This is a genomic window from Pseudarthrobacter sp. lyk4-40-TYG-27, assembly GCF_030209295.1.
In the GTDB taxonomy this organism is placed as follows: Bacteria; Actinomycetota; Actinomycetes; order Actinomycetales; family Micrococcaceae; genus Arthrobacter.
Map to the genome: position 1 here is coordinate 573,306 of NZ_JARVSH010000003.1, position 21,585 is coordinate 594,890.

The following is a 21,585-nucleotide window of genomic DNA, read 5'->3' on the forward strand; positions in this document are numbered from 1 at the left end:
TCCTGGCTGGAGCTGGTGCCGGCTCTTGCCTGCGTTAACCAGTGTGGGCGCGGATTGTTGCGTGCCGGTTTCCTCGCGGTTAGGGCGCGGTTAGTTCTTCGCGCCGCGGCGGTTTCATGCCGCTGTTCCGCCCCGGTAGGCGGCCAGGAAGCTGGAGATCCGGCGGACCGCTTCCTCGATGTCCAGCACCGAGGGGAGGATCACGAAGCGGAAGTGGTCCGGTGCGGGCCAGTTGAAGGCCGAGCCGTGGGAGACCAGGATCTTTTGGTCCCGGAGCAGGTCCAGGACGAACTGTTCGTCGCTCTTAATGGGGTAGAGCTCCGGATCCAGGCGGGGAAAGAGGTACATGGCGCCCGATGCCGGCACGCAGGTGACGCCGGGGATGGCCGTGAGCAGCTTGTGGGCGAGGTCGCGCTGTTCCCGCAGCCGGCCGCCCGGCTTCACCAGGGCCTCGATGCTCTGGTAGCCGCCCAGGCAGGTCTGGATGGCGTGTTGGGCGGGTACGTTGGCGCACAGGCGCAGCGACGCGAGCAGTTCCAGGGCTTCGCGGTACCCGGCGGTAGCGGCCAGCGGCCCGGTGACCGCCACCCAGCCGGCCCGGTAGCCGGGCATCCGGTAGGCCTTGGACAGCCCGCTGAACGTCAGGCAGCAGATGTCCTCGGCAACCGCCGCGGTATGGATGTGCTGGGCATCCGCGTACAGCACTTTTTCGTAGATCTCGTCAGAGAACAGGACCAGGTTGTGCTTCCGGGCCAATGCCGCGAACTGCTCCAGGATGTGGCGCGGGTAGACGGCGCCGGTGGGGTTGTTCGGGTTGATGATCACGATGCCCTTGGTGCGGGCAGTGATCTTCGCTTCCACATTGGCCATGTCCGGCCACCAGCTCTCCGCTTCGTCGCAGAGGTAGTGCACCGGCTTGCCGCCGGTCAGGGTCACGGCGGCCGTCCACAGCGGATAATCCGGTGCCGGGACCAGGATTTCGTCGCCGTTTTCCAGGAACGCCTGCAGGCACATGTTGATCAGTTCGCTGACGCCGTTGCCGATCACGATGTCCTCGACGCCGATGTTCATCAGGCCCCGGGTCTGGTAGTACTGCGAGATGGCGGTCCGCGCCGTGAAGATACCCTTGGAATCGCTGTAGCCCTGGGCGCCGCGGAGGTGGTGGATCATGTCCACCACCACGGACTCCGGCGCTTCCAGCCCGAAAGGTGCGGTGTCCCCAAGGTTCATCTTGAGGATCCGGTGGCCCTCTGCCTCCATGTTCTTGGCCGCCTGCAGGATCGGTCCCCGGAGTTCGTACCGGACGTTCTGGAGTTTGCTGGAATGTTGCATGGCGCGCATGGTTGATTTTTTCACACCCGCCGGTCCGCGGCGTGCGGCAGCCCACGTCGTGGACGCCTGCCGACCGAAGGCCACTTGTTCGATAAGTTGGATACTTGTAGTCCCACTCGTCCCAAACCGGGCAGCAGGCGCGGGACCGGAAGGAAGTACCTCCTATGGGCGGAGTGCTCATCGGCCTCGCCGTGATCGGCGTCGTCATCGCCGTGGGCTACCTTGCTGCGCGCTGCGGCCTGGGCGACGAACCCACCATCATGGCACTGACCCGGACCGCCTTCTTTATCACCAACCCGGTGCTGCTCTTCACGGTGGTGTTGAAATCGGATCTGTCAGTGGTCTTCTCCGCCTACGTACCGCTTGCCGTGATCACGGCCGCCGCCACCGCGTTGCTGTATGTGGCAGCCAGCCGGATCTGGTTTCCGCGGCCGCTTGCGGAGACGGCCGTCGGCGCGATGGCGGGGTCCTATGTCAACGCCAACAACATTGGCATCCCCATCACGCTCTACGCCTTGGGGGACGCCACACCTGTGGCCCCCGTGCTCCTGGTCCAGCTGCTCCTGTTCGCCCCGCTGGTCCTCACCCTGCTGGACCTCTCCGCCGCGGGACGGTTCTCTCCCCGGCTGATGCTCACCCAGCCCTTCCGGAACCCCATGATCATCGCCTCGCTCCTGGGCGTGGTCCTGGCCGCGTTGCACGTGGAGCTCCCGGCCCCGGTGATGGCCCCGCTGACGCTCCTGGGCGGGGCGGCCGTCCCGGTGGTGCTGCTGGCATTCGGGATGTCCCTGCGCGGAACCACCATGCTTCGGAGTGCCGGCCACACCCCCGAAATCCTTACTGCCACGGCACTGAAGTCCGCGGTGATGCCCGTGGTGGCCTTCGTCGTCGGACGCCTTCTGTTCAACCTTGACCATCACATGCTCCTGGGCGTGGTGCTCATGGCGGCGCTTCCTTCGGCGCAGAACGTGTTCCTGTTTGCCAGCAAGTACGGCCGGGGCGTGGCCGTGGCACGGGAAACCATCCTGCTGTCCACTGCCGCCGCGGCGCCGGTGCTGGTGCTGATCGTCTGGCTTTTGGCCGCCTGAAACCGTGCCGCCCTACCGTCGAGGGGTGCGGCCGGGCAAGAATGGGCGCTATGGAACTTCCCGTGATGCCGCCCGTCCCGCCCATGCTCGCCAAGGCCGTCAGCGGCATCGATGGCATTCCAGGCGGCGGGGACCTCAGCTACGAGCCCAAATGGGACGGCTTCCGGTCCATCATCTTCAGGGATGGGGACGACCTCGAGATCGGCAGCCGCAATGAGAAACCCATGACCCGGTACTTCCCGGAACTGGTGGCCGCCCTGAAGGAGAACCTGCCGCCCCGCTGCGTGGTGGACGGCGAGATCATCCTGGTGGGCGCCTCCGGAGACCGGCTCGATTTCGATACCCTGCAGCAGCGCATCCACCCCGCCGCCAGCCGGGTGAAGCTGCTGGCCCAGCAGACACCTGCCTCCTTCGTGGCCTTCGACCTCCTGGCCCTGGGCGATGACGACTACACCGGCCGGCCGTTCTCGGAGCGGCGGGCAGCCCTCGAGAAGGCGCTCGCGGGCAGCAGCGCGCCCGTCCACCTGACGGCAGCCACTACGGACAAGGACACCGCCGCGCAGTGGTTTGAGCAGTTCGAGGGGGCGGGCCTGGACGGTATCGTGGCCAAGCGGCTGGAGGGCCGCTACGAACCTGACAAGCGCGTGATGTTCAAGGTCAAGCACGAACGGACCGCTGACTGCGTGGTGGCCGGCTACCGGCTCCACAAGAGCGGGCCCGACGCCATCGGTTCCCTGCTGCTGGGCTTGTACAAGGACGACGGCGGCCTGGCCAGCGTGGGCGTGATCGGCGCCTTCCCGATGAAGCGGCGCAAGGAATTGTTCGACGAGCTCCAGCCGCTGGTGACGGACTTCGACCACCACCCATGGGCCTGGGCCAAGCAGGAGGAGGGTGAGCGGACGCCGCGGAACGCCGAGGGCAGCCGCTGGAGCGCCGGCAAGGACCTGTCCTTCATCCCCCTGCGGCCCGAGTTCGTGGTGGAAGTCCGCTACGACCACATGGAGGGCGAGAGGTTCCGGCACACCGCGCAGTTCAATCGCTGGCGCCCGGACCGGGACCCGGAATCCTGTACCTACGCCCAGCTCGAGGAGCCGGTGAACTTCGACCTCGCTTCGGTGCTGGAGACCGGCCGGCCGTAGCAGACTGCTGCGGAAGCAGCCCACCTTTATCAAAGGAAAGCCCGCCATTTGGGGGAATGGCGGGCTTTCCGGCTCTAAAACCGGGCTGGTGTGACGCTTTCGGCGCCTATTTCACGCCCAGCAGCCTGGTGGGGGTGCGGAAGGACTCCCTGGCAGTCAGGGCCGAGACGGCGGCGATGGCGCAGATGATGCCGGTGAAGACGGAGATCTGAACCCAGCCGCCGGGCTGGATGCCGCCCATGGCCGCAACGATGGCGGGGGCGAAGCCTGCCATCAGGAAGCCGAGCTGCGTGCCGATGGCCAGGCCGGAGAAGCGGACTTTGGTGCTGAACATCTCGGCGTAGAAGGATGGCCAGACGGCGTTGGCTGCCGCGTAGCCTCCGGAGAAGTAGCCAATGGCGGCCAGGAACATCAAGGGGATGCTGCCGGACTCCAGGCTGAGCAGGAACACCGGCGTGAGGATCGCGCTGGCCACGGCGCCGTAGATGAAGACGGGCTTGCGGCCGATCTTGTCCGCCAGCATCCCGAAGAGCGGCTGCGTGCCCAGGGCCACCAGGTTTGCACCCACCACGAGCCACAGGGTGGTGGTGCCGTCGACGCCGGCCACGGTCTTGGCGTAGCTGATGGCAAGCGTGCCGAACACGGTGGACACGGCGGCGATGAACGCGCAGCAGATGACGCGGAGGACGTCGCGCCAGTGGCCCTTGAGCAGGTCGGCGACGGGCAGCTTGGCGATCTGGGCGGTCTTGCGGGCTTCTTCGAAGGCGGGCGGTTCGTGCAGGGTGCGCCGGATCAGGAACGCCACAACCACCACAACGGCACTGAGCCAGAACGGGATGCGCCAGCCGATGCCGAACTTGATCTCGTCCGGCAGGGCCAGGACGGGGATAAAGACGAGTGCGGCGAGGATTTGGCCGCCTTGGGTGCCGGTAAGGGTCCATGAGGTAAAGAAGGAGCGGCGGTTGTCCGGGGCGTGCTCGAGCGTCATGGAGGAGGCGCCGGCTTGCTCGCCTGCGGCCGAGAGGCCCTGGCAGAGGCGGGCGAGCACCAGGAGGACGGGAGCCCACCAGCCGACGGTCTTGAAGTCCGGCAGGCAGCCGATCACGAAGGTGGAGGCGCCCATCAGCAACAGCGTAAACATCAGTACCTTGCGGCGGCCCACGCGGTCGCCGAAGTGGCCCAGGATGATGGCGCCCACCGGCCGGGCCACGTAGGCGAAGCCGAACGTCGCAAAGGACATGATCGCGGCATTCGTGTCGGCGTCGGGGAAGAAGACCTTGGGAAAGATCAGTGCGGCTGCGGAGCCGAAGATGAAGAAGTCGTAATACTCGACGGCGCTGCCGAGGAAGCTGGCAAGGGCTGCCTTCTTGGGCGTCCCGCCGGAGGTGAGGGCACCCGCCCCGGCGGACGGAAGTGTCTGGCTCATGGTGTTCCTTTGGTGTGACGACATTGTCGCGGATGGATCTGGTGGTCGCAGCCGCCGCTGCCTGGGTGCGGGCGGCGCGATGCGGCTGGAGTCCGGAAAGACCCGGCAATTCGTAGCCACATGGTGAGAGCTACTTTTGCGATACAGAAACTATGACTGTGAGCGCAGTCACTTGTCAAGAAAATACTCACGATCTAGAAATAGCTCTCACATTGTGGCAACATCGAGACATGAGTGTGAACCAAGCCACAGTGGCCGACGACGAATCCACTGTTCCCGGCCCGACTGTCCCCGACCAAGCGCCCGTCAATGCTTTGCCTCCCGAACCCAAGGCCGCCACCAAGGCGGCCGAGCGCCCGGACATGGTGGGCAAGGCCCTCAGCCTGCTGGTCCTCCTGGGGGACGAACCCCGCGGTGCAAGCGCCGCCGAAATCTCGCGGCGCGCGGAGCTGCCGTTCAGCACAACGTACAGGCTGCTGGGGTCGCTGGCGCGCGACGGTTTCGTTGATTATGAGCCGGAGGGCCGCCGCTACCACCTGGGCTTGCGGATCTTCCAGCTCGGCCAGCGGGTCTCCAACCATCACGGCTTCGCCGGCACCGCCCTGCCCATCCTGCGGCGGGTGACCGAGCGGACGGGGGAGGCCACCATCCTCAGTGTCCGCAACGGCCTCCACCACCTGACGGTCAGCAAGGTGGACGGCCCGCAGATCTTCCGGGTCACCAGCGACCCCGGCCACCTGGGCTCACTCTCCACCACTGCCGTGGGGAAGGCCCTGGTGGCTTTCGCCGACGATGCGGAACGCGAGCGGCTGCTCTTGGAGCTTCCGCTGGAAGCCCTCACCGAACGTTCCATCACGGACCGCGATGCCTTCCGCAGGGAAATCGACGAAGTGCGCCGCCGCGGCTACGCGGTCATGGACGAAGAGAATGAGGCCGGCATGCGCGCCGTGGCCGTCCCGCTGCTCAACAGCCAAGGGCACGCCTTCGCCTCATTGGCCACGGCAGTCCCCGTGTTCCGCCTCAGCCTTGAAGAGCTGGAGGCGCACGTTCCCGTCCTGCAGGAGGCGGCCGCAGAGCTGGCTGACCGCCTGCCCCAGCGCGGCTGACCGCCTCGAGCCGCGCCAACCAACCCTGCAAGCCATCAAAATGTTCGTATCTCGAACTAGAGTGCGCAAGGTGAACAATTGCTGTACTGTAATCCCTGTCACCGGACAAGCCGCTCCCCGCGTGGAGGCAGCTCTCCGGTGCCGTTACCAAAGGAGCTGCACGGATGAGTCATCGAACTGAGTCCTACCTCGTGGGACTGGTCGGAGACGGCGTCACGCCATCACTCACCCCTCCCATGCATGAACGCGAAGGGGACGTGCAGGGCCTGCGCTACCTCTACCGGCCCATTGACCTCCTCGATCTGGGCTTGCCCGGCGAATCCGTCGGCACCATCCTGCAGAGCGCACGCACCCTGGGCTTCAACGGCCTGAACATCACCCACCCGTGCAAGCAGCTCGTCCTGGAACACCTGGATGAGGTCTCCCCGGACGCCCGCCGCCTGGGTGCCGTCAACACCGTGGTCATCCGGGACGGCCGCTTCATCGGGCACAACACCGATTTCTCCGGTTTCGCCGCCGCCCTGGCATCCGGCCTCCCCGGAGCCCGCCTGGACCGCGTCGTGCAGCTGGGCGCCGGCGGCGCCGGATCCGCCGTCGCCTATGCCCTGCTCACCGCCGGCGTGCGGACCCTTGACCTCGTCGACATGGACCCTGCCCGGGCAGCTGCCCGGGCCGCCGAGCTGCAGGGCTTCTTCCCGGACAGCACCATCACGTCAGGGACGCCGGGGGACCTGCCGCGGCTGATGCCGCTGGCCGACGGGCTGGTGCACTGCACCCCCGTGGGAATGGCCGCCCACCCAGGCCTCCCGCTGGACCTGGGCCTGCTGGAGCAACGCCACTGGGTGGCGGACATCGTCTACCGTCCCATCGAGACCGAACTGGTCCGTGGGGCCCGCGCCAAGGGCTGCGAGGTCCTGGACGGCGGCCGGATGGCCGTGGGACAGGCAGCGGATGCCTTCCGGATCTTCACCGGCCAGGACGCGGACCCGGACCGGATGCGGGCACACTTCCTGGAGCTTGTAGCCGCCGAGGAGGTGGCGGCCTGATGCGTACGGGAATCGCCACGGTCTGCCTGTCCGGGACGCTGAAGGAAAAGATGCAGGCCTGCGCGATCGCCGGGTTCGACGGCATCGAGATTTTTGAGCAGGACCTGGTCACGTCGCCCCTCAGCCCGGAGGACGTGCGGAAAATGGCGGCCGACCTTGGCCTCGGCCTGGACCTCTACCAGCCGTTCCGGGACTTCGACGGCGTCACCCCGGACCTGCTCAAGGCCAACCTCCGGCGCGCCGAGGCGAAGTTCAAGCTCATGTCCCGCCTGGGCATGGACACCATCCTGGTGTGCTCCAACGTTGCCACGGCCACCATCGACGACGACGGCCTGCGTGCCGAACAGCTCGCCGAGTTGGCACAGCTGGCCGGGGACCACGGCGTCAAGGTGGCATACGAGGCACTCGCCTGGGGCAAGTACGTCAACGACTACGAGCACGCCTACCGGCTGGTGGAGACCGTGGACCACCCCAATCTGGGGACCTGCCTGGACTCCTTCCACATCCTCTCCCGGGACTGGGACACCTCCCACATCGAAGGCTTCAACCCGGACAAGATCTTTTTCGTCCAGGTGGCCGACGCCCCCAAACTCTCCATGGACGTGCTGTCCTGGAGCCGCCACTACCGGGTTTTCCCCGGCGAGGGGCAGTTCGAGCTGGCCAAGTTCATGGGCCACGTGGTCCGTGCCGGGTACACCGGCCCGGTTTCCCTGGAGGTCTTCAACGACGTCTTCCGGCAGTCCGACGTGGACCGCACAGCCGTCGACGCCATGCGGTCACTCATCTGGCTGGAGGAACAGAGCGCCAACTGGCTCGCTGACACCCCCGCGGCCGGCACCGAAGGCGCACCAAGCAACGGAGCCGCGCCCCGCCGTCGTTATCCCATGGAACTGGCCACCCTGCCCAAGGTCAACGAACCGGCCGGGTTCAACTTCGCCGAGGTCAAGGCGGACGATACCGCGCAGCTGGAGAAGCTCCTGGGCCAGCTCGGCTTCGCGTTCGAGGGGCGGCACCGCACCAAGGACGTCCAGCTCTGGAGCATGGGCCAGGCCCGCGTGATCATCAATGAACAGGCGGCCTCGCACGCCGAACCCGCCATCGCCGCGCTGGGGTTCGACGTCGATTCCCCCGTGATTGCCTCGGCCCGGGCCCAGCAGCTCAAGGCGCCCGTGGTGGCCCGCAAGGTCCAGGCGGACGAGGAAGTCTTCCAGGGCATCGCCGCCCCGGACTCCACCGAAATCTTCCTCTGCCAGGGCAGCCCGGACGGCACCGCCGCCTGGACCCACGAGTTCGGCGAAGGCCTCGAACACCCCTCCGCGGGCGCCCGGGCCGTGATTGACCACGTCAACCTCGCCCAGCCGTGGCAGCACTTCGACGAAGCCGTCCTCTTCTATACCAGCGCCCTGGCCCTGGAGCCCCAGCCGTTCGCCGAGGTGCCCAGCCCCAGCGGCCTGGTGCGCTCGCAGGTCATGCAGACCTCCAACGGAGCGGTGCGGCTGGTGCTCAACCTCGCCCCGGTGCAGCAGGCGCACGGCCAGAAAACGTACCAGGAACACATCGCCTTCGCCGTGGACGACCTCGTGGCCACGGCCCGCGCCGCCCGCGACAAGGGCCTCGAGTTCCTGCAGATCCCCGCCAACTACTACGAGGACCTGGACGCCCGGTTCGACCTTGAACCCGGATTCCTGGCCACGCTGCAGGAACTCAACCTGCTCTTCGACCGGGACGCGGACGGGGAATTCCTGCATTTCTACACCGCCACCGTTGGCAGCGTGTTCTTCGAAATGGTGGAACGCCGCGGCAGCTACGACGGTTACGGCGCCCCCAACGCCCCGGTGCGCCACGCGGTTCAGTACGACTCACTGCACCGCACGTGAGCCAACCCAGACCACAGACACTGCAAACCCAACAGATGAGAAAGGAGCCAGCCATGCCGGAAGACATCACCGCGGAGCTGGAGTCGGAGGAACTCGTGCCCCCGGCCGAACCGAAGGCTGCCCACCAGCCACTGGACAAGGCCATCGAATCGCAGGCGGACCTCAGCGCAGAGATCAACGCCATCGGCGAGGCATACCAGCGGGCATTGAAGGACGGCGCCCAGCCGGAAACCCAGCCGCGGCTGGACTACCCGCCGTACCGCAGCAGCATCCTGCGCCACCCCACCAAGAGCCTGCAGCACGCCGACCCCGAAACCATTGAGCTCTACTCGCCGGCCTTCGGGCACCAGGACGTGCACGCCCTGGAGTCCGACCTGACCATCCAGCACAACGGCGAACCCCTGGGTGAGCGGATCATCGTCTCCGGCAAGGTCCTGGACGGCGACGGCCGTCCGGTGGCGGGACAGCTGGTGGAGATCTGGCAGGCCAACTCCTCAGGCCGGTACATCCACAAGCGCGACCAGCACCCGGCCCCGATCGACCCCAACTTCACGGGCATCGGCCGCTGCATCACGGGCCCGGACGGCTCGTACCGGTTCGTCACCATCAAGCCCGGTGCCTACCCCTGGAAGAACCACCTGAACGCGTGGCGCCCGGCGCACATCCACTTCTCGCTGTTCGGCACCGAGTTCACCCAGCGCATCATCACCCAGATGTACTTCCCCGGCGACCAGCTCTTCCCGCTGGACCCGATCTACCAGACCATCGTGGACCAGGACGCCCGCGACCGGCTGGTGGCCACCTACGACCACAGCCTCACCGAGCCCGAATGGGCGCTGGGGTACAACTGGGACATCGTCCTGACCGGGCCCAAGCGGACCTGGACCGAAAACGAAGCTTTCGGTACAGCAGGCGACAGTAGTGACGAGGCAGGAGAGTAGGAAAATGAGCACCAAACTTGTTCCCACCCCGGGCCAGACCGTTGGCCCCTTCTATGGCTATGCGCTTCCGTTCGAGAAAGACAACGAGCTCCTGGCACCCGGCTCGCCCGGCTCCATCCGCCTCCAGGGCACCGTTTACGACGGTGCCGGCCACACCGTCCCGGACGCCATCCTGGAAATCTGGCAGCCCGACGCCAAGGGCAACGTCGTCCAGCGCACCGGTTCCCTTGTCCGTGACGGCTACACCTTCACCGGGTGGGGCCGCGGCGCCGTGGGCAACTCCGGCGTTTTCACGTTCACCACGGTCAACCCCGGCCCCACCAAACCGGGCGCGGCGCCGTTCATCTCCGTGGCGCTCTTTGCCCGCGGCCTGACCAACCGGCTGTTCACCCGCATCTACCTGCCTGAGGACGCCGAGGCGCTGGCCAAGGACCCCCTGCTCAGCTCGCTGGATCCGGAGCGCCGCAAGACGCTCATCGCCCGCCGCGACCCTGACGGCGGCCTCACCTGGGACATCCGCCTCCAGGGCGAGGGCGAGACGGTCTTCCTGGACTTCCAGTGACCAACGCCGCCCCGGGAGATCTGCGCGCCTTCGCGGAAGAGGCCGACGCCGGCCTGCTCAGTCCCGTATCAGCGTCACCGTTGGTGGCGGCGCTGACGGGGGACCGGGCAGTGCTGGCGGCGATCCTCGCCGTCGAATCGGGCTGGGCAGCCGTGCTGCAACGGGCCGGCCTGGCACCTGCCGGTTCTGCCGCCGTCGTGGCTTCCGCTGCCGAGGCAGGGCGATACGACCTCGCCGACATCGCGCTGCGTGCCCAAGGCGGCGGCAACCCGGTCATTCCGCTGGTGGCGCACCTCCGGAAGAAGGTGGCCGCGCTGGACAGCGCCGGGATTGGTGCCGGGAAAGCCGTCCATACCTCCCTGACCAGCCAGGACGTGCTGGATACCGCCCTGATGCTGGTGGCCCGCAACACCGTCCATGCCGTGCTGGCCGACCTGAAAGCCACCGCGGCGGCGCTCGCCGCCCTGGCGGGGCAGCATGCGCAGACGCTGTGCGTGGGCAGGAGCCTGGCGCAGCATTCGCTTCCGTATACCTTCGGGCTCCGGGCCGCGCAGTGGTTCCAGGGCGTGGCCGCCGCAGGCCGGCAGCTGGAAGGCCTGGAGTTCCCGGTCCAGTTCGGCGGGGCGGCGGGAACGCTTGCTGCCGGAACAGTGCTGACGGAGGGCTCCACCGCCACCCCGTTTACCTTGGCCGATGCCCTGGCAGCCCAGCTCGGCCTGGCCCCCGCGACGGCTCCCTGGCACACCAACCGCCTGGCCGTCACGTCCCTGGGGCACGCCCTGGCGTCCGTGCTGGACGCCTTTGGCAAGATCGCCGCGGACGTCCTGTTCCTGAGCCGTCCGGAAGTAGCCGAGCTGGCCGAGCCGCGGGCCGCCGGCCGCGGCGTGTCCTCCGCCATGCCGCAAAAACAGAACCCCGTGCTGTCCGTCCTGGTCCGCAGCGCCGCGCTGCAGGCACCGCAACTGGCTGCCCAGCTGCACCTGGCCGCCGCCACCTTCAACGACGAACGCCCGGACGGGGCCTGGCACACCGAGTGGCCGGCTCTCCGGCAGCTGCTGGCCCTTACCCTCGGGGCCGCCGGCCATATCCGCGAACTTGCCGAAGGGCTGCGGGTTTTCCCGGACGCCATGCGCCGCAACCTGGACCTTGCCGGACCGCTGCTGCTGGCCGAGGGCGTGAACGCTGCCGTGGCTCCGCTGCTGGAGGAGAAGGACGGCCGAAGCGGCAAGCAGCAACTGCAGGACGTGGTGGACCAAACGCTGCAGGAGCCCCCCGCTGGGCAGGCCGCCACCTACCGGAAGCTGCTCCGCGAAGCCGTTCCCGCCGCCGTCGTTCCTGACGCAAGGCTGGAAGAGCTTCTGGACCCCGCCAGCTACCTTGGCCAGGCGGCGGAGATTGCCCGCCGCATCCTGGCATCTTTCCCAGACCATGTTTCCCCCAACGCGAACGGAGCTTCCCGTGGCTAAACCGGCCGTCAAAGCAGCGCTGCTCTCACCCCAGCGACCCTTGGGTAACCACCCCCTGCTGGTGGTCGGTCCTTCCCTGGGCACATCATCCATCCTCTGGAACCGGGCGGCGTCCCTGCTCGGCAACGACTACGACGTGGTGGCCTGGGACCTGCCCGGGCACGGCGTCTCACCGGCCGCAACGGAACCCTTCGACGTCGCTGCCCTGGCTGACGCCGTTGTGGACCTGGTGGATTCCATCGCCCCGGACGAGGCGTTCCACTACGCGGGTGTCTCCCTGGGCGGCGCGGTGGGCCTGCAGCTCGGGATCCAGCACGGTGAACGGCTCAAGAGCCTCTCCGTACAGAACAGCGGCGCGAAGATCGGCACCCCCGAAGGCTGGCTGGAGCGCGCCGAAACGGTCCGCACCCAGGGCACGCCCGTGATGATCCAGGGCTCCGCCCAACGGTGGTTCGCCCCCGGCTTCATGGACCGCGAACCGGAGTTCAGCAGCCGGCTCTTGCATTCACTGCGCGATGCCGACCGCTTCAGCTACGCTTTCTGCTGCGAAGCTCTGGCAGCCTTCGACGTGCGCGGTGAACTCGGCGGCATATCCGTCCCCACCCAGGTCATTGCCGGTGCGCTGGACGCCGTGGCCACGCCGGACATGGCGGACGAAGTGGCCACCGGCATCACCGCCGGGGGCGGCACTGCCACCGCCGTGACGGTGGATGGCATCTCGCACCTCGCTCCCGCGGAAGCCCCCGCCCACGTGGCCGACCTGATGCGCCGCCTGATCAGCTGGGCCGAATCAAGGGAGGCCGCCAAATGAGCGCCGCCGAGCGCGCCGGCCTGGAGCGCCACGGCGTGGTCCAGCCCGGGGCCACCAGCCAGGAAATTTACGACGGCGGCATGGTGGTCCGGCGCGAAGTGCTCGGCGACGCGCACGTGGACCGGGCCAACGCCAACAAAGATGAGTTCACCAACGACTTCCAGGACATGATCACCCGGATCGCCTGGGGCGGCATCTGGACCCGGCCTGGACTGTCCCGGCAGATGCGTTCCGCGGTCACCATCACCGCCATGGTGGCCCACGGGCACTGGGAGGAGCTGGCAATGCACATCCGCGCCGCCCTTCGGAACGGCCTCAGCAGGGACGAAATCAAGGAAATTTTGCTGCAGACCGCCATCTATTGCGGAGTTCCGTCCGCCAATACCGCCTTCAAGACTGCCCAGCAGGTCTTCAAAGAAATGGACGCCCCGTCATGAACCAGGCATTTGTGTACGACGCCGTGCGCACCCCCTTCGGCAAGTTCGGTTCCGGCCTCGCCGGGGTCCGGCCGGATGACCTTGCCGCGCACGTGATCAAGGAATCCGTGAAGCGGGCACCCGGGCTTGATCCCGAGCGGATTGATGAGGTGGTGTTCGGCAACGCCAACGGCGCGGGCGAGGAAAACCGCAACATCGCCCGGATGGGAACCCTCCTGGCCGGGCTGCCGGTGTCCATCCCGGGCACAACGGTCAACAGGCTCTGCGGTTCATCCCTGGACGCGGCGATCATCGCGTCCCGCCAAATCAACGCCGGCGACGCCGACCTGATGCTCGTGGGCGGGGCCGAGTCGATGTCCCGTGCCCCGTGGGTGCTGCCCAAGACGGAAAAGCCCTACCCGGCCGGGGACATGACCCTGGCCTCCACCACCCTCGGGTGGCGGCTGGTGAACAAGGCCATGCCCAAGGAGTGGACCATCTCCCTGGGTGAGGCCACCGAGCGGCTGCGCGAAAAGTACGGGGTGACCCGCGAGGCGCAGGACGAGTTCGCCGCTGCCTCGCACAATCTCTCCGCCGCGGCCTGGGATGAGGGGTTTTATGACAACCTGGTCGCCCCGGTGCCCGGGACGGACCTGGTGCGGGACGAAGGGATCCGCGCCGGTTCGTCGGCCGAGAAACTTGCCGGGTTGAAGACGGTGTTCCGGGCAGAGGACGGCACGGTCACTGCGGGGAACGCATCCCCGCTGTCCGACGGCGCCTCCGCGGCCTGGATCGGGTCCGAGGCGGCCGCCGGGCTGCTGGGGCTGGACCCGCTGGCCCGGATCGCGGGCCGCGGCGCGCACGCCAATGATCCGCAGTTCTTCGGCTACGCCCCGGTGGAGGCGGCGAACAAGGCCCTCGCGAAGGCGGGGATCGGCTGGGACCAGGTGGGCGCCGTCGAACTTAACGAAGCCTTTGCTGCGCAGTCCCTGGCCTGCATCAATGCCTGGGGGATTGACCCCGGAATCGTGAACCGGCACGGTGGGGCGATCGCCATGGGCCACCCGCTGGGTGCTTCCGGCACCCGGATCCTGGGCACCCTGGCCCGGTCACTGCAGGCCTCCGGCCAGCGCTGGGGTGTCGCCGCGATCTGTATCGGCGTGGGCCAGGGCCTGGCCGTGGTACTTGAGAACGTGACCGCTGGAAAGGACCAGTAATGCTGACTTTTGTTGATTCGGTCCAGGAGGCCGTGGCCGGGATCAAGGACGGTTCCACCGTGATGATCGGCGGGTTCGGCAACGCCGGGCAGCCGTTCGAACTGATCGATGCGCTGCTGGAGTGTGGGGCCACGGACCTGACCGTGGTGAACAACAACGCCGGCCAGGGCGACCAGGGCTTGGCTCTGCTCATCAAGGAAGGCCGGGTGCGGAAGATGATCTGCTCCTTCCCGCGGCAGTCTGATTCGTGGCACTTCGATGCCAAGTACAAGGCCGGGGAGATTGAGCTGGAGTTGGTGCCGCAGGGCAACCTGGCCGAACGCATCCGTGCCGCCGGGGCCGGGATCGGCGGGTTCTTCACGCCCACCGGGTACGGCACCATGCTGGCCGAGGGTAAGGAAACCCGGATCATTGACGGCCGCGGGCAGGTCTTCGAGACCCCCATCCACGCCGATGTGGCCCTGATCAAGGCGCTGAAGGCGGACGGGAAGGGCAACCTGGTGTACCGGAAGACGGCCCGGAACTTCGGCCCCATCATGGCCGCGGCGGCGAAGCACACCATCGTCCAGGTCTCCGAGATTGTCCCCACCGGCGGGCTGGACCCGGAAAACGTGGTCACCCCCGGCATTTACGTCAACACCGTGGTAAGAGTTGCCCGCAGCGGCAGCGCAGCAGAAAAGGTGGCCTGAGATGAGCCTCACCGAAACCAGCATCAAGACGTCCGAGACGCCCCTGGGCCGTGATGACCTGGCCCGGCTCGTGGCCCGCGACATCGCCCCGGGCTCGTTCGTGAACCTCGGGATCGGCCAGCCCACCCTGGTGTCCAACTACCTCACCGAGGAACAGAACATCACCCTCCACACCGAGAACGGGATGCTCGGCATGGGACCCGAAGCCACGGGCGGGGAGATTGACGAGGACCTCATCAACGCGGGCAAGATCCCGGTCACCGAACTGCCCGGCGCCTCGTACTTCCACCACGCCGATTCCTTCGCGATCATGCGCGGCGGGCACCTGGACATCTGCGTCCTGGGCGCCTTCCAGGTCTCGGCCACCGGTGACCTCGCCAACTGGCACACCGGGGCACCCGGGGCAATCCCCGCCGTCGGCGGCGCCATGGACCTGGCCACCGGCGCGAAGGACGTCTTCGTCATGATGACCCTCCTCACCCGCGATGGCGCCTCCAAAATCGTCGAGGCCTGCACCTACCCGGTCACCGGCGTCGGCTGCGTCACCCGCGTCTACACCGACAAGGGCGTCTTCCTCACCGGCCCCGAGGGCGTCACCGTCCGCGAAACCTTCGGCTGCACCCTCGAAGAACTCCAGGAACTCCTCCCCGTCCCCCTCAAGGCCGCGGCTGCCTGAGGACAGCCCTAGGATTGGGAACCATGACCGACGCCGTCCGCACAGACACCCAGGCCACACCGCAGGCCACCGACCAGTACGTCCAGTCGCTGGCCCGCGGCCTGGCCGTGATCCGCGCCTTCGACGCCGAGCGTCCCGTCATGACGCTCACCGAGGTCGCGTCCCGCACCGGCCTGACCCGGGCCACCGCTCGCAGGTTCCTGCACACCCTGGTGGAACTGGGCTACGTGCGGACCGACGGGAAGACGTTCGCGCTGACGGCCAAGGTGCTCCAGCTGGGATACGCGTACCTTTCCGGGCTGTCACTGCCGCAGCTGGCCCAGCCGCACCTCGAGGAGCTCTCCCTGAAGCTGGGCGAGTCCACCTCCGCCGCGGTGCTGGACGGTACGGACATTGCCTACATCGCCCGGGTGACCACCCGCCGCATCATGAACATCGGCATCACGGTGGGCACCCGCTTCCCGGCGTACGCCACGTCGATGGGCCGCGTCCTGCTGGCGCACCTGCCGGCGTCGGACCTCAAGGCCTACCTGGCGGCGGCCGACGTCAAGCCGCTCACCCCCCGCGCCCTGGGCAGCGTCCTGGAGTTGCTGGCCGTGCTGGAGACCGTCCGGGCCCAAGGCTGGTGCCTGCTGGACCAGGAACTTGAACTGGGCCTGATGTCCGTGGCTGCCCCCGTCTATGACGGTTCCAAGGTGGTCGCTGCGGTCAACGTGTCCCTGCAGGCCCAGTCGGTGGACGCCAAACCGGACCGGGACGCCTACCTGGCTTCCGTGGCACGCGAAATCGTGGCGACGGCGAAACTCATTTCCGCCGACCTCACCGCCCGCGGTTAAGGGGGAATTAGCTGGTCCGGGTCTGTGCGAACAGCCGGCGGAGTGTAAAAAAGCAGCCCAACCCGCTGAACAGCAGGGCCATCAGGAAATCGCCGCCGTACCCGTCAACGAGTTCGCGGTTGGTGGCCAGGTTGAAGAACAGGAGGTCCCAGGTTTCGGCATCCGCCAGCATTGTCAGCGGAGAGCCGCCGCCAAGGAACTTCGCCGCGTCTACCAGCATGCCGCCCCAAAACGCCAGCAGCACGGTCCCAACGGTCACGACCGCAACAACCCAGGCGCCCCGCCGGCTGATCAGTCCTCCTGTTCCGAGGACGTACAACCGGGCAGCCAGGGAAGCGGCGATGAGCGCGACGATGGAGGCCACCCAGCCCATGTTCCACAGCACCAGCCACGCCACTACGCCAACGGGTACGGCCGCAAGGGCATAGACAGCCCCGCGCACCACATCTTCCCGTGCGGCCGGTTGCGGGAGCGGGGGCTGAAAATGCTCCGCAGGAGGTACCCACGCGTCGGAAGATGTCTGGCCGTACTGCGGTAGTCGAGCTCCATGCCCACCCTCCCGGCCGGACGGTGTGGAATCGAAATCTGCGCGCTCTGACATGGGTCCCCCAAAATGTGTGATGTGTAAATCCCGCCTATTCTCACACAGCCGCTCCCGGAGCGGGACGACACAAAAGGTCCCCAGCGCCCCGCTCCCACCATTTTCACGGCATTTCTTCAGGTGCCCCTTTTAAGGTCCAGCCATGACCTCAAAATCCCTTGTTATCAACCTGGGCCTGGGCGCCGTCATTCTCGCCCTCGGCGCAGGCACCTACCTCACGGCCACGGCGGCTGGCTCCACCACCCCGTCGGCGGCCGCGCGCACGGTAACGGTGGGCAAGGCGGCCATTTCTTCGGTGGCCACAGCCTCGGGCAATGTCGCCCCGCAAACCACCACGGTGGTCAGCGCCCAGAACTGCAGCGGCGTGATCCAATCGGTGGCAGCGACATTGGGCCAGCAGGTGACTGCCGGGCAGTTGCTCGTGTCCATTGATCCCACCAACGCCCAGAACGCCCTGAACGCGGCCCAAGCCCAGCTGGATTCGGTGACGGCACAGGCCAACCAGCAGCAGGTATCCGCCGCCGGGCAGGTGGCATCGGCGAACCAGAGCCTGGTGAACGCCCAGCAGTCCGCCGGCCTGGACTCCTCCCAGCAGTCCGCTGCGGTGGCCGCGGCCCAGAAAGCCGTGGATGCCGACAACGCTGCCGTGACCGCCTCCCAGGCAGTGCCCGCCCCCACCCCGAAGCCTGCCAACTGGACGGACCCTGTGGCGGCGGCCCAGAACCAGCTGGCCAAGGACCAGGCCGCGCTGACCCAGGCGCAGAACCAAGCCGCCTCCACACAGCTCAAGGACAAGCAGCAGGTTGCCTCCGCCACCACTGCCCTGGGCAATGCCCAGAACGCGGCGGCCTCGGCAGGGGGGACCAATGTCACCAGTGCCCAGCTCGCCGTCGAGACGGACAAAGCGAACCTCGCCGCGTGCAACCTGACCTCGCCGGTGACCGGAACCGTCACGTCCGTCACCGCAACGGCCGGTGCGCTGACGGGATCCTCCTCGGGGTCCCCGGCAGCGTCGTCAGGGTCCGCCGCCAGCGGGGGCACCGGAGCGGCCACGTCCGCGTCCTCCGGGGCAGCGTCCTCCGCCGGGTCAAGCTCCGGCAGTGGCCTGGTCACCATCAGCGACACCGGCCACCTGCAGGTGGTGGCCGGGTTCTCCGAGTCCGATGTCACCAGCATGAAGCCGGACCAGACGGCCCAGTTCACCTTCCCCGCCCTGGCCCGGGATCCTGCCGCCCCACCCGTCACCGGCAAGGTGGTTTCCATAGCCCAGACCTCAAGCACCACCAACGGCGTGGTCACCTATCCGGTGACGGTCTCCATCGCCAACCCGCCTGCCGGACTGCGCCTGGGCCAGAGCGCCAACATTTCGGTCACCACCGCCACGGCCGACGACGCCTTGGTAGTGCCCAGCCTCGCCATCACCACCACGGGGAACCGGCAAACGGTCAACGTCCTCAAGAACGGCACCCCGACGCCGGTGACGGTCACCACCGGGATCAGCGCCAACGGGCGCACCCAGGTCCTGACCGGTCTGGCCGACGGGGACCAGGTGGAGCTTCCGGCTATTTCCGGCACGCTTGACAGCGGCAGCACGTCCACCGGAGGCGGATTCGGCGCCGGCGGCCTGGGCGGCGCGGGCACCCGCGGCGGCGGCACCCGGAACGGCGGCCAGTGACCGTGGCAGCCGTCATCGAACTGTCCGGCGTCAGCAAGGTCTACGGCAAGGGTGAGGCAGAGGTGCGCGCGCTGGACGCCGTGGACATCGCGATCGAGCGGGGTGACTTCGTGGCCATCATCGGAGCCTCGGGTTCCGGGAAGTCCACGATGATGAACATCATCGGCTGCCTCGACGCGCCCAGCACCGGAAGCTACCACCTGGACGGCATCAATACCCGGGAACTGGACGAGTACCAGCAGGCCCAGATCCGCAACCGCAAGATCGGCTTCGTGTTCCAGAACTTCAACCTGATCTCCAGGACCCGGGCGGTGGACAATGTGGCCATGCCGCTCGCCTACGCCAAGGTGGGACGCCACGAGCGCCGCAGCCGCGCACTGGCCATGCTCGATACCGTGGGGTTGTCCAGCCGCGCCGGCCACAAGCCGTCGCAGCTCTCCGGCGGCCAGCAGCAGCGCGTGGCCATTGCGAGGGCCTTGGTGACCAACCCCGTCCTCCTGCTGGCCGATGAGCCCACGGGGGCGCTGGACTCGCGGTCCTCGGCCGAGATCCTGGACCTTTTCGGGAACCTGCACGCCAGCGGGCGGACCATCGTGATGATCACGCACGAAATGGATGTCGCCGAGCGGGCCGGCAGGGTGGTGCGGATGCAGGACGGCCGGATCGTCTCCGATGTCCGGCAGCAGCCGGTACCCGCAGGAACCTTCGCGGTGGCGCCGTGAACCTCCTCGAATCGGCGCGCTTCGCCCTGTCCGGGGTGGCCGCCAACAAAATGCGTTCCGTCCTCACCACGCTGGGGATCCTGATCGGCATTGCCGCCGTCATCATCCTGCTTGCGGTCGGCGCGGGGACCAGCAACAACATCAAAGCCCAGATCGGCAAGCTGGGCACCAACGTCCTCACCGTCAGCCGGTCCACCAGCGTGGGCGGCCGCAGTACCGGCGGCCAGGCCGGGGCAAGCCGTACACGCAGCACCAACCTCACCCTCGAGGACGAGCACGCCCTCACGGATGCAGTCCTGGCCCCCGATGTGGCCCGCACGGCGCCGATCGTCCAGGCGCAGGGCGTCACGGCAACGTACACCAGCGCCACCCACTCCGTTGCCAGCTTCCTCGGGACCACGTCCTCGTACTTCGATATCACCAACAGCGCCATGGCGTCAGGGGCGTCTTTCACCGAAGCCGACCAGCAGGCAGGGAACCCGGTGGCCGTCATCGGAAATACGGTGGCCAGTGATCTCTTCGGCGCCACCACCGCTTCCGCGGTGGGCCGGACCATCCAGCTGAACGGCCAAAATTTCACGGTGTCCGGCGTGCTCGCGGTCAAGGGGTCCACCGGCCTGAACGATCCCGACGACATCGTGGTGGTGCCGTTCTCCGCCGCGCAGAACAAGTTCACCGGCTATGCGCCCACCCTCGCGTCCATTACGGTGCAGGCGGCCTCCGCGGACGTCATGAACCAAGCCCAAAACGAGATCCAGATGATCCTGGACGCCCGCCACCACGTCGACTCCACCAACCGGGACTACCAGGTCCGCAACCAGGCGCAGATACTCACCACCGCCACCAACACCACCCAAACACTGACCATCCTGCTGGGCGCGGTGGCTGCCATCAGCCTCCTGGTCGGCGGCATCGGCGTCATGAACATCATGCTGGTCACCGTGACGGAACGGACCCGGGAGATCGGCATCAGGAAGGCCATCGGCGCGTCCCGGGGCAGTATCGTGACGCAGTTCCTGATCGAATCCCTGGTGATTTCGGTCATCGGCGGGGTGGCCGGGATCGCCGTCGGCTTCGCGGGCAGCGCGTTCCCCGTGCTCGGCGTCCAGCCCGAGGTGCAGGCCTGGACAGTCTGGCTGTCCCTGGCGGTTTCAGCCGTCATTGGACTGGTTTTTGGGGTCTACCCCGCCAACAAGGCCGCGAAGCTGCGGCCCATCGATGCCCTCCGCTATGAATAGGAAACCCGTGAACAGCTCCAGCCCATACACCCCGGACACCGACGCAGCCACCGAAGCGCTGCCCGTTCCCCTGACCGCCCCCGGCGAGGACCACGGGCCGTTCCGGGACCAGCCGGCCGAAGTCCCCGCCGACGACGAACCCTTCATTCCCAGGAAGCGGTACACGCCAGGCCGCACCACGAAAGTCCTGGTCTGCGTACTGCTGGTGGTGGCCGGATTCTTCGGCGGCTCGATGGTGCAGAAGCAGCTTGACCTCGGCGCCCGGGCCGGCCGGACAAACGTGGGCAACTTCCAGGGAACCAACGGCCGTGCCGGGGCCGGTGCCGGCGACACCCCCGGCACCCAAACGCCCGGCCAGGGCCGCCGCAACGGCAACAACGGTGCTGCCGCGCCAACCGCCGCGCCCACCGGTGATGCCGGCCAGTAGGGCGTCCGGCCCGCAAAGGTAAGGCCGACGGCGGGAGTTGCGTCCCGTCGTCGGCCTCGCTTTTCGCTGCGGGTCCGGGCAGTCCGGGGTCTACCTGACCGGGTTGCCGAGTTCACGCAGCGGGGTGAATGCAGACGCACCGAGCCGCAGCCCAGGACATCGAGGCGACAGTCCTCCCCGAGTTGCTGGAAGCCGCGCGGCGGATCGCCCTGGATTAAGGCGGGTCGGCGGGCGCTGCCGCGAGGTAACTGTTTGCCATCCAAGCCGGCCACCCTACTCCCGCCGCGGCGCGCA

General features: G+C 67.6%; 21 protein-coding genes. 18 read left to right on the forward strand and 3 right to left on the reverse strand.

From position 1 onward, the window contains the following. Positions 1 to 114: 114 nt before the first annotated feature. Positions 115 to 1,341 (reverse strand): pyridoxal phosphate-dependent aminotransferase, encoded by a 1,227-nt coding sequence (locus tag QRM96_RS07130; protein WP_285318988.1) that lies wholly within the window; start codon positions 1,339 to 1,341, stop codon positions 115 to 117. Positions 1,342 to 1,496: 155 nt separating this feature from the next. Between QRM96_RS07130 and QRM96_RS07135 the strand changes: the two genes are divergently transcribed. Both QRM96_RS07135 and QRM96_RS07140 read left to right on the forward strand, forming a co-directional pair. Beyond that, complete coding sequence (locus QRM96_RS07135; RefSeq protein WP_285318989.1) at positions 1,497 to 2,420, forward strand: AEC family transporter; 924 nt, start codon at positions 1,497 to 1,499, stop codon at positions 2,418 to 2,420. Between the two features lie 50 nt (positions 2,421 to 2,470). After that, complete coding sequence (locus QRM96_RS07140; protein WP_285318990.1) at positions 2,471 to 3,559, forward strand: ATP-dependent DNA ligase; 1,089 nt, start codon at positions 2,471 to 2,473, stop codon at positions 3,557 to 3,559. Between the two features lie 106 nt (positions 3,560 to 3,665). Here the strand turns inward: QRM96_RS07140 and QRM96_RS07145 are convergent, their stop codons facing one another. Continuing rightward, on the reverse strand, positions 3,666 to 4,985 hold the full coding sequence (locus QRM96_RS07145; RefSeq protein ID WP_018762895.1) for an MFS transporter: 1,320 nt from the start codon (positions 4,983 to 4,985) through the stop codon (positions 3,666 to 3,668). Positions 4,986 to 5,215: 230 nt separating this feature from the next. Here QRM96_RS07145 and QRM96_RS07150 point away from each other — a divergent pair, with 230 nt between their 5' ends. From QRM96_RS07150 to QRM96_RS07205, 12 genes are all read left to right on the forward strand, one after another. Then, positions 5,216 to 6,091, forward strand: coding sequence for an IclR family transcriptional regulator (locus tag QRM96_RS07150; RefSeq protein ID WP_285318992.1), 876 nt, complete (start codon positions 5,216 to 5,218; stop codon positions 6,089 to 6,091). A 164-nt stretch (positions 6,092 to 6,255) separates the two neighbouring features. After that, a complete protein-coding gene (locus tag QRM96_RS07155) occupies positions 6,256 to 7,137 on the forward strand; it encodes a shikimate dehydrogenase (protein WP_285318993.1) in 882 nt (293 codons plus the stop codon). Continuing rightward, the gene (locus tag QRM96_RS07160; protein WP_285318995.1) at positions 7,137 to 9,014 is read left to right on the forward strand and encodes a bifunctional sugar phosphate isomerase/epimerase/4-hydroxyphenylpyruvate dioxygenase family protein; all 1,878 of its coding nucleotides are present in this window, start codon (positions 7,137 to 7,139) and stop codon (positions 9,012 to 9,014) included. Before QRM96_RS07155 ends, QRM96_RS07160 begins: the two co-directional genes overlap by 1 nt. Positions 9,015 to 9,067: 53 nt before the next feature. After that, positions 9,068 to 9,955: a protocatechuate 3,4-dioxygenase subunit beta gene (gene pcaH, locus QRM96_RS07165; RefSeq protein WP_285318996.1), complete on the forward strand. Its 888-nt coding sequence runs from the start codon at positions 9,068 to 9,070 to the stop codon at positions 9,953 to 9,955. Positions 9,956 to 9,959: 4 nt separating this feature from the next. Continuing rightward, the gene (gene pcaG / locus QRM96_RS07170) at positions 9,960 to 10,517 is read left to right on the forward strand and encodes a protocatechuate 3,4-dioxygenase subunit alpha (RefSeq protein ID WP_109044808.1); all 558 of its coding nucleotides are present in this window, start codon (positions 9,960 to 9,962) and stop codon (positions 10,515 to 10,517) included. Continuing rightward, positions 10,514 to 11,983, forward strand: coding sequence for a lyase family protein (locus QRM96_RS07175; RefSeq protein WP_285318998.1), 1,470 nt, complete (start codon positions 10,514 to 10,516; stop codon positions 11,981 to 11,983). The genes pcaG and QRM96_RS07175 overlap by 4 nt, the downstream gene beginning before the upstream one ends. Next, complete coding sequence (locus tag QRM96_RS07180) at positions 11,976 to 12,794, forward strand: alpha/beta fold hydrolase (protein WP_285319000.1); 819 nt, start codon at positions 11,976 to 11,978, stop codon at positions 12,792 to 12,794. Before QRM96_RS07175 ends, QRM96_RS07180 begins: the two co-directional genes overlap by 8 nt. After that, positions 12,791 to 13,231, forward strand: a complete 441-nt coding sequence (gene pcaC / locus QRM96_RS07185; protein ID WP_018762903.1) for a 4-carboxymuconolactone decarboxylase — start codon at positions 12,791 to 12,793, stop codon at positions 13,229 to 13,231. The genes QRM96_RS07180 and pcaC overlap by 4 nt, the downstream gene beginning before the upstream one ends. Further along, complete coding sequence (locus QRM96_RS07190) at positions 13,228 to 14,427, forward strand: thiolase family protein (protein ID WP_285319002.1); 1,200 nt, start codon at positions 13,228 to 13,230, stop codon at positions 14,425 to 14,427. Before pcaC ends, QRM96_RS07190 begins: the two co-directional genes overlap by 4 nt. Next, positions 14,427 to 15,116 (forward strand): 3-oxoacid CoA-transferase subunit A, encoded by a 690-nt coding sequence (locus QRM96_RS07195; protein ID WP_018762905.1) that lies wholly within the window; start codon positions 14,427 to 14,429, stop codon positions 15,114 to 15,116. Before QRM96_RS07190 ends, QRM96_RS07195 begins: the two co-directional genes overlap by 1 nt. A gap of 1 nt (position 15,117) precedes the next feature. Beyond that, positions 15,118 to 15,792, forward strand: coding sequence for a 3-oxoacid CoA-transferase subunit B (locus QRM96_RS07200; protein ID WP_109044803.1), 675 nt, complete (start codon positions 15,118 to 15,120; stop codon positions 15,790 to 15,792). A gap of 23 nt (positions 15,793 to 15,815) precedes the next feature. Further along, on the forward strand, positions 15,816 to 16,628 hold the full coding sequence (locus tag QRM96_RS07205) for an IclR family transcriptional regulator domain-containing protein (RefSeq protein WP_285319004.1): 813 nt from the start codon (positions 15,816 to 15,818) through the stop codon (positions 16,626 to 16,628). Between the two features lie 7 nt (positions 16,629 to 16,635). Here the strand turns inward: QRM96_RS07205 and QRM96_RS07210 are convergent, their stop codons facing one another. Next, complete coding sequence (locus QRM96_RS07210) at positions 16,636 to 17,070, reverse strand: hypothetical protein (RefSeq protein WP_285319005.1); 435 nt, start codon at positions 17,068 to 17,070, stop codon at positions 16,636 to 16,638. A 301-nt stretch (positions 17,071 to 17,371) separates the two neighbouring features. Between QRM96_RS07210 and QRM96_RS07215 the strand changes: the two genes are divergently transcribed. From QRM96_RS07215 to QRM96_RS07230, 4 genes are read left to right on the forward strand one after another with little or no spacing between them, the layout of a single operon-like run. Then, on the forward strand, positions 17,372 to 18,904 hold the full coding sequence (locus tag QRM96_RS07215; protein WP_285319007.1) for an efflux RND transporter periplasmic adaptor subunit: 1,533 nt from the start codon (positions 17,372 to 17,374) through the stop codon (positions 18,902 to 18,904). Beyond that, complete coding sequence (locus tag QRM96_RS07220) at positions 18,901 to 19,626, forward strand: ABC transporter ATP-binding protein (RefSeq protein ID WP_018762910.1); 726 nt, start codon at positions 18,901 to 18,903, stop codon at positions 19,624 to 19,626. Before QRM96_RS07215 ends, QRM96_RS07220 begins: the two co-directional genes overlap by 4 nt. Then, a complete protein-coding gene (locus QRM96_RS07225; RefSeq protein ID WP_285319009.1) occupies positions 19,623 to 20,864 on the forward strand; it encodes an ABC transporter permease in 1,242 nt (413 codons plus the stop codon). Before QRM96_RS07220 ends, QRM96_RS07225 begins: the two co-directional genes overlap by 4 nt. Before the next feature lie 7 nt (positions 20,865 to 20,871). Next, the gene (locus QRM96_RS07230; RefSeq protein ID WP_285319010.1) at positions 20,872 to 21,291 is read left to right on the forward strand and encodes a hypothetical protein; all 420 of its coding nucleotides are present in this window, start codon (positions 20,872 to 20,874) and stop codon (positions 21,289 to 21,291) included. The last annotated feature ends 294 nt before the right edge of the window (positions 21,292 to 21,585 follow it).

Coding starts and splice junctions, on each gene's coding strand:
- QRM96_RS07215 (WP_285319007.1), top strand. CDS start 17,372: ATGACCTCAAAATCCCTTGTTATCAACCTGGGCCTGGGCGCCGTCATT.
- QRM96_RS07155 (WP_285318993.1), top strand. CDS start 6,256: ATGAGTCATCGAACTGAGTCCTACCTCGTGGGACTGGTCGGAGACGGC.
- QRM96_RS07135 (WP_285318989.1), top strand. CDS start 1,497: ATGGGCGGAGTGCTCATCGGCCTCGCCGTGATCGGCGTCGTCATCGCC.
- QRM96_RS07195 (WP_018762905.1), top strand. CDS start 14,427: ATGCTGACTTTTGTTGATTCGGTCCAGGAGGCCGTGGCCGGGATCAAG.
- QRM96_RS07145 (WP_018762895.1), bottom strand. CDS start 4,985: ATGAGCCAGACACTTCCGTCCGCCGGGGCGGGTGCCCTCACCTCCGGC.
- QRM96_RS07190 (WP_285319002.1), top strand. CDS start 13,228: ATGAACCAGGCATTTGTGTACGACGCCGTGCGCACCCCCTTCGGCAAG.
- pcaH (WP_285318996.1), top strand. CDS start 9,068: ATGCCGGAAGACATCACCGCGGAGCTGGAGTCGGAGGAACTCGTGCCC.
- pcaG (WP_109044808.1), top strand. CDS start 9,960: ATGAGCACCAAACTTGTTCCCACCCCGGGCCAGACCGTTGGCCCCTTC.
- QRM96_RS07150 (WP_285318992.1), top strand. CDS start 5,216: ATGAGTGTGAACCAAGCCACAGTGGCCGACGACGAATCCACTGTTCCC.
- QRM96_RS07200 (WP_109044803.1), top strand. CDS start 15,118: ATGAGCCTCACCGAAACCAGCATCAAGACGTCCGAGACGCCCCTGGGC.
- QRM96_RS07205 (WP_285319004.1), top strand. CDS start 15,816: ATGACCGACGCCGTCCGCACAGACACCCAGGCCACACCGCAGGCCACC.
- QRM96_RS07140 (WP_285318990.1), top strand. CDS start 2,471: ATGGAACTTCCCGTGATGCCGCCCGTCCCGCCCATGCTCGCCAAGGCC.
- pcaC (WP_018762903.1), top strand. CDS start 12,791: ATGAGCGCCGCCGAGCGCGCCGGCCTGGAGCGCCACGGCGTGGTCCAG.
- QRM96_RS07160 (WP_285318995.1), top strand. CDS start 7,137: ATGCGTACGGGAATCGCCACGGTCTGCCTGTCCGGGACGCTGAAGGAA.
- QRM96_RS07130 (WP_285318988.1), bottom strand. CDS start 1,341: ATGCGCGCCATGCAACATTCCAGCAAACTCCAGAACGTCCGGTACGAA.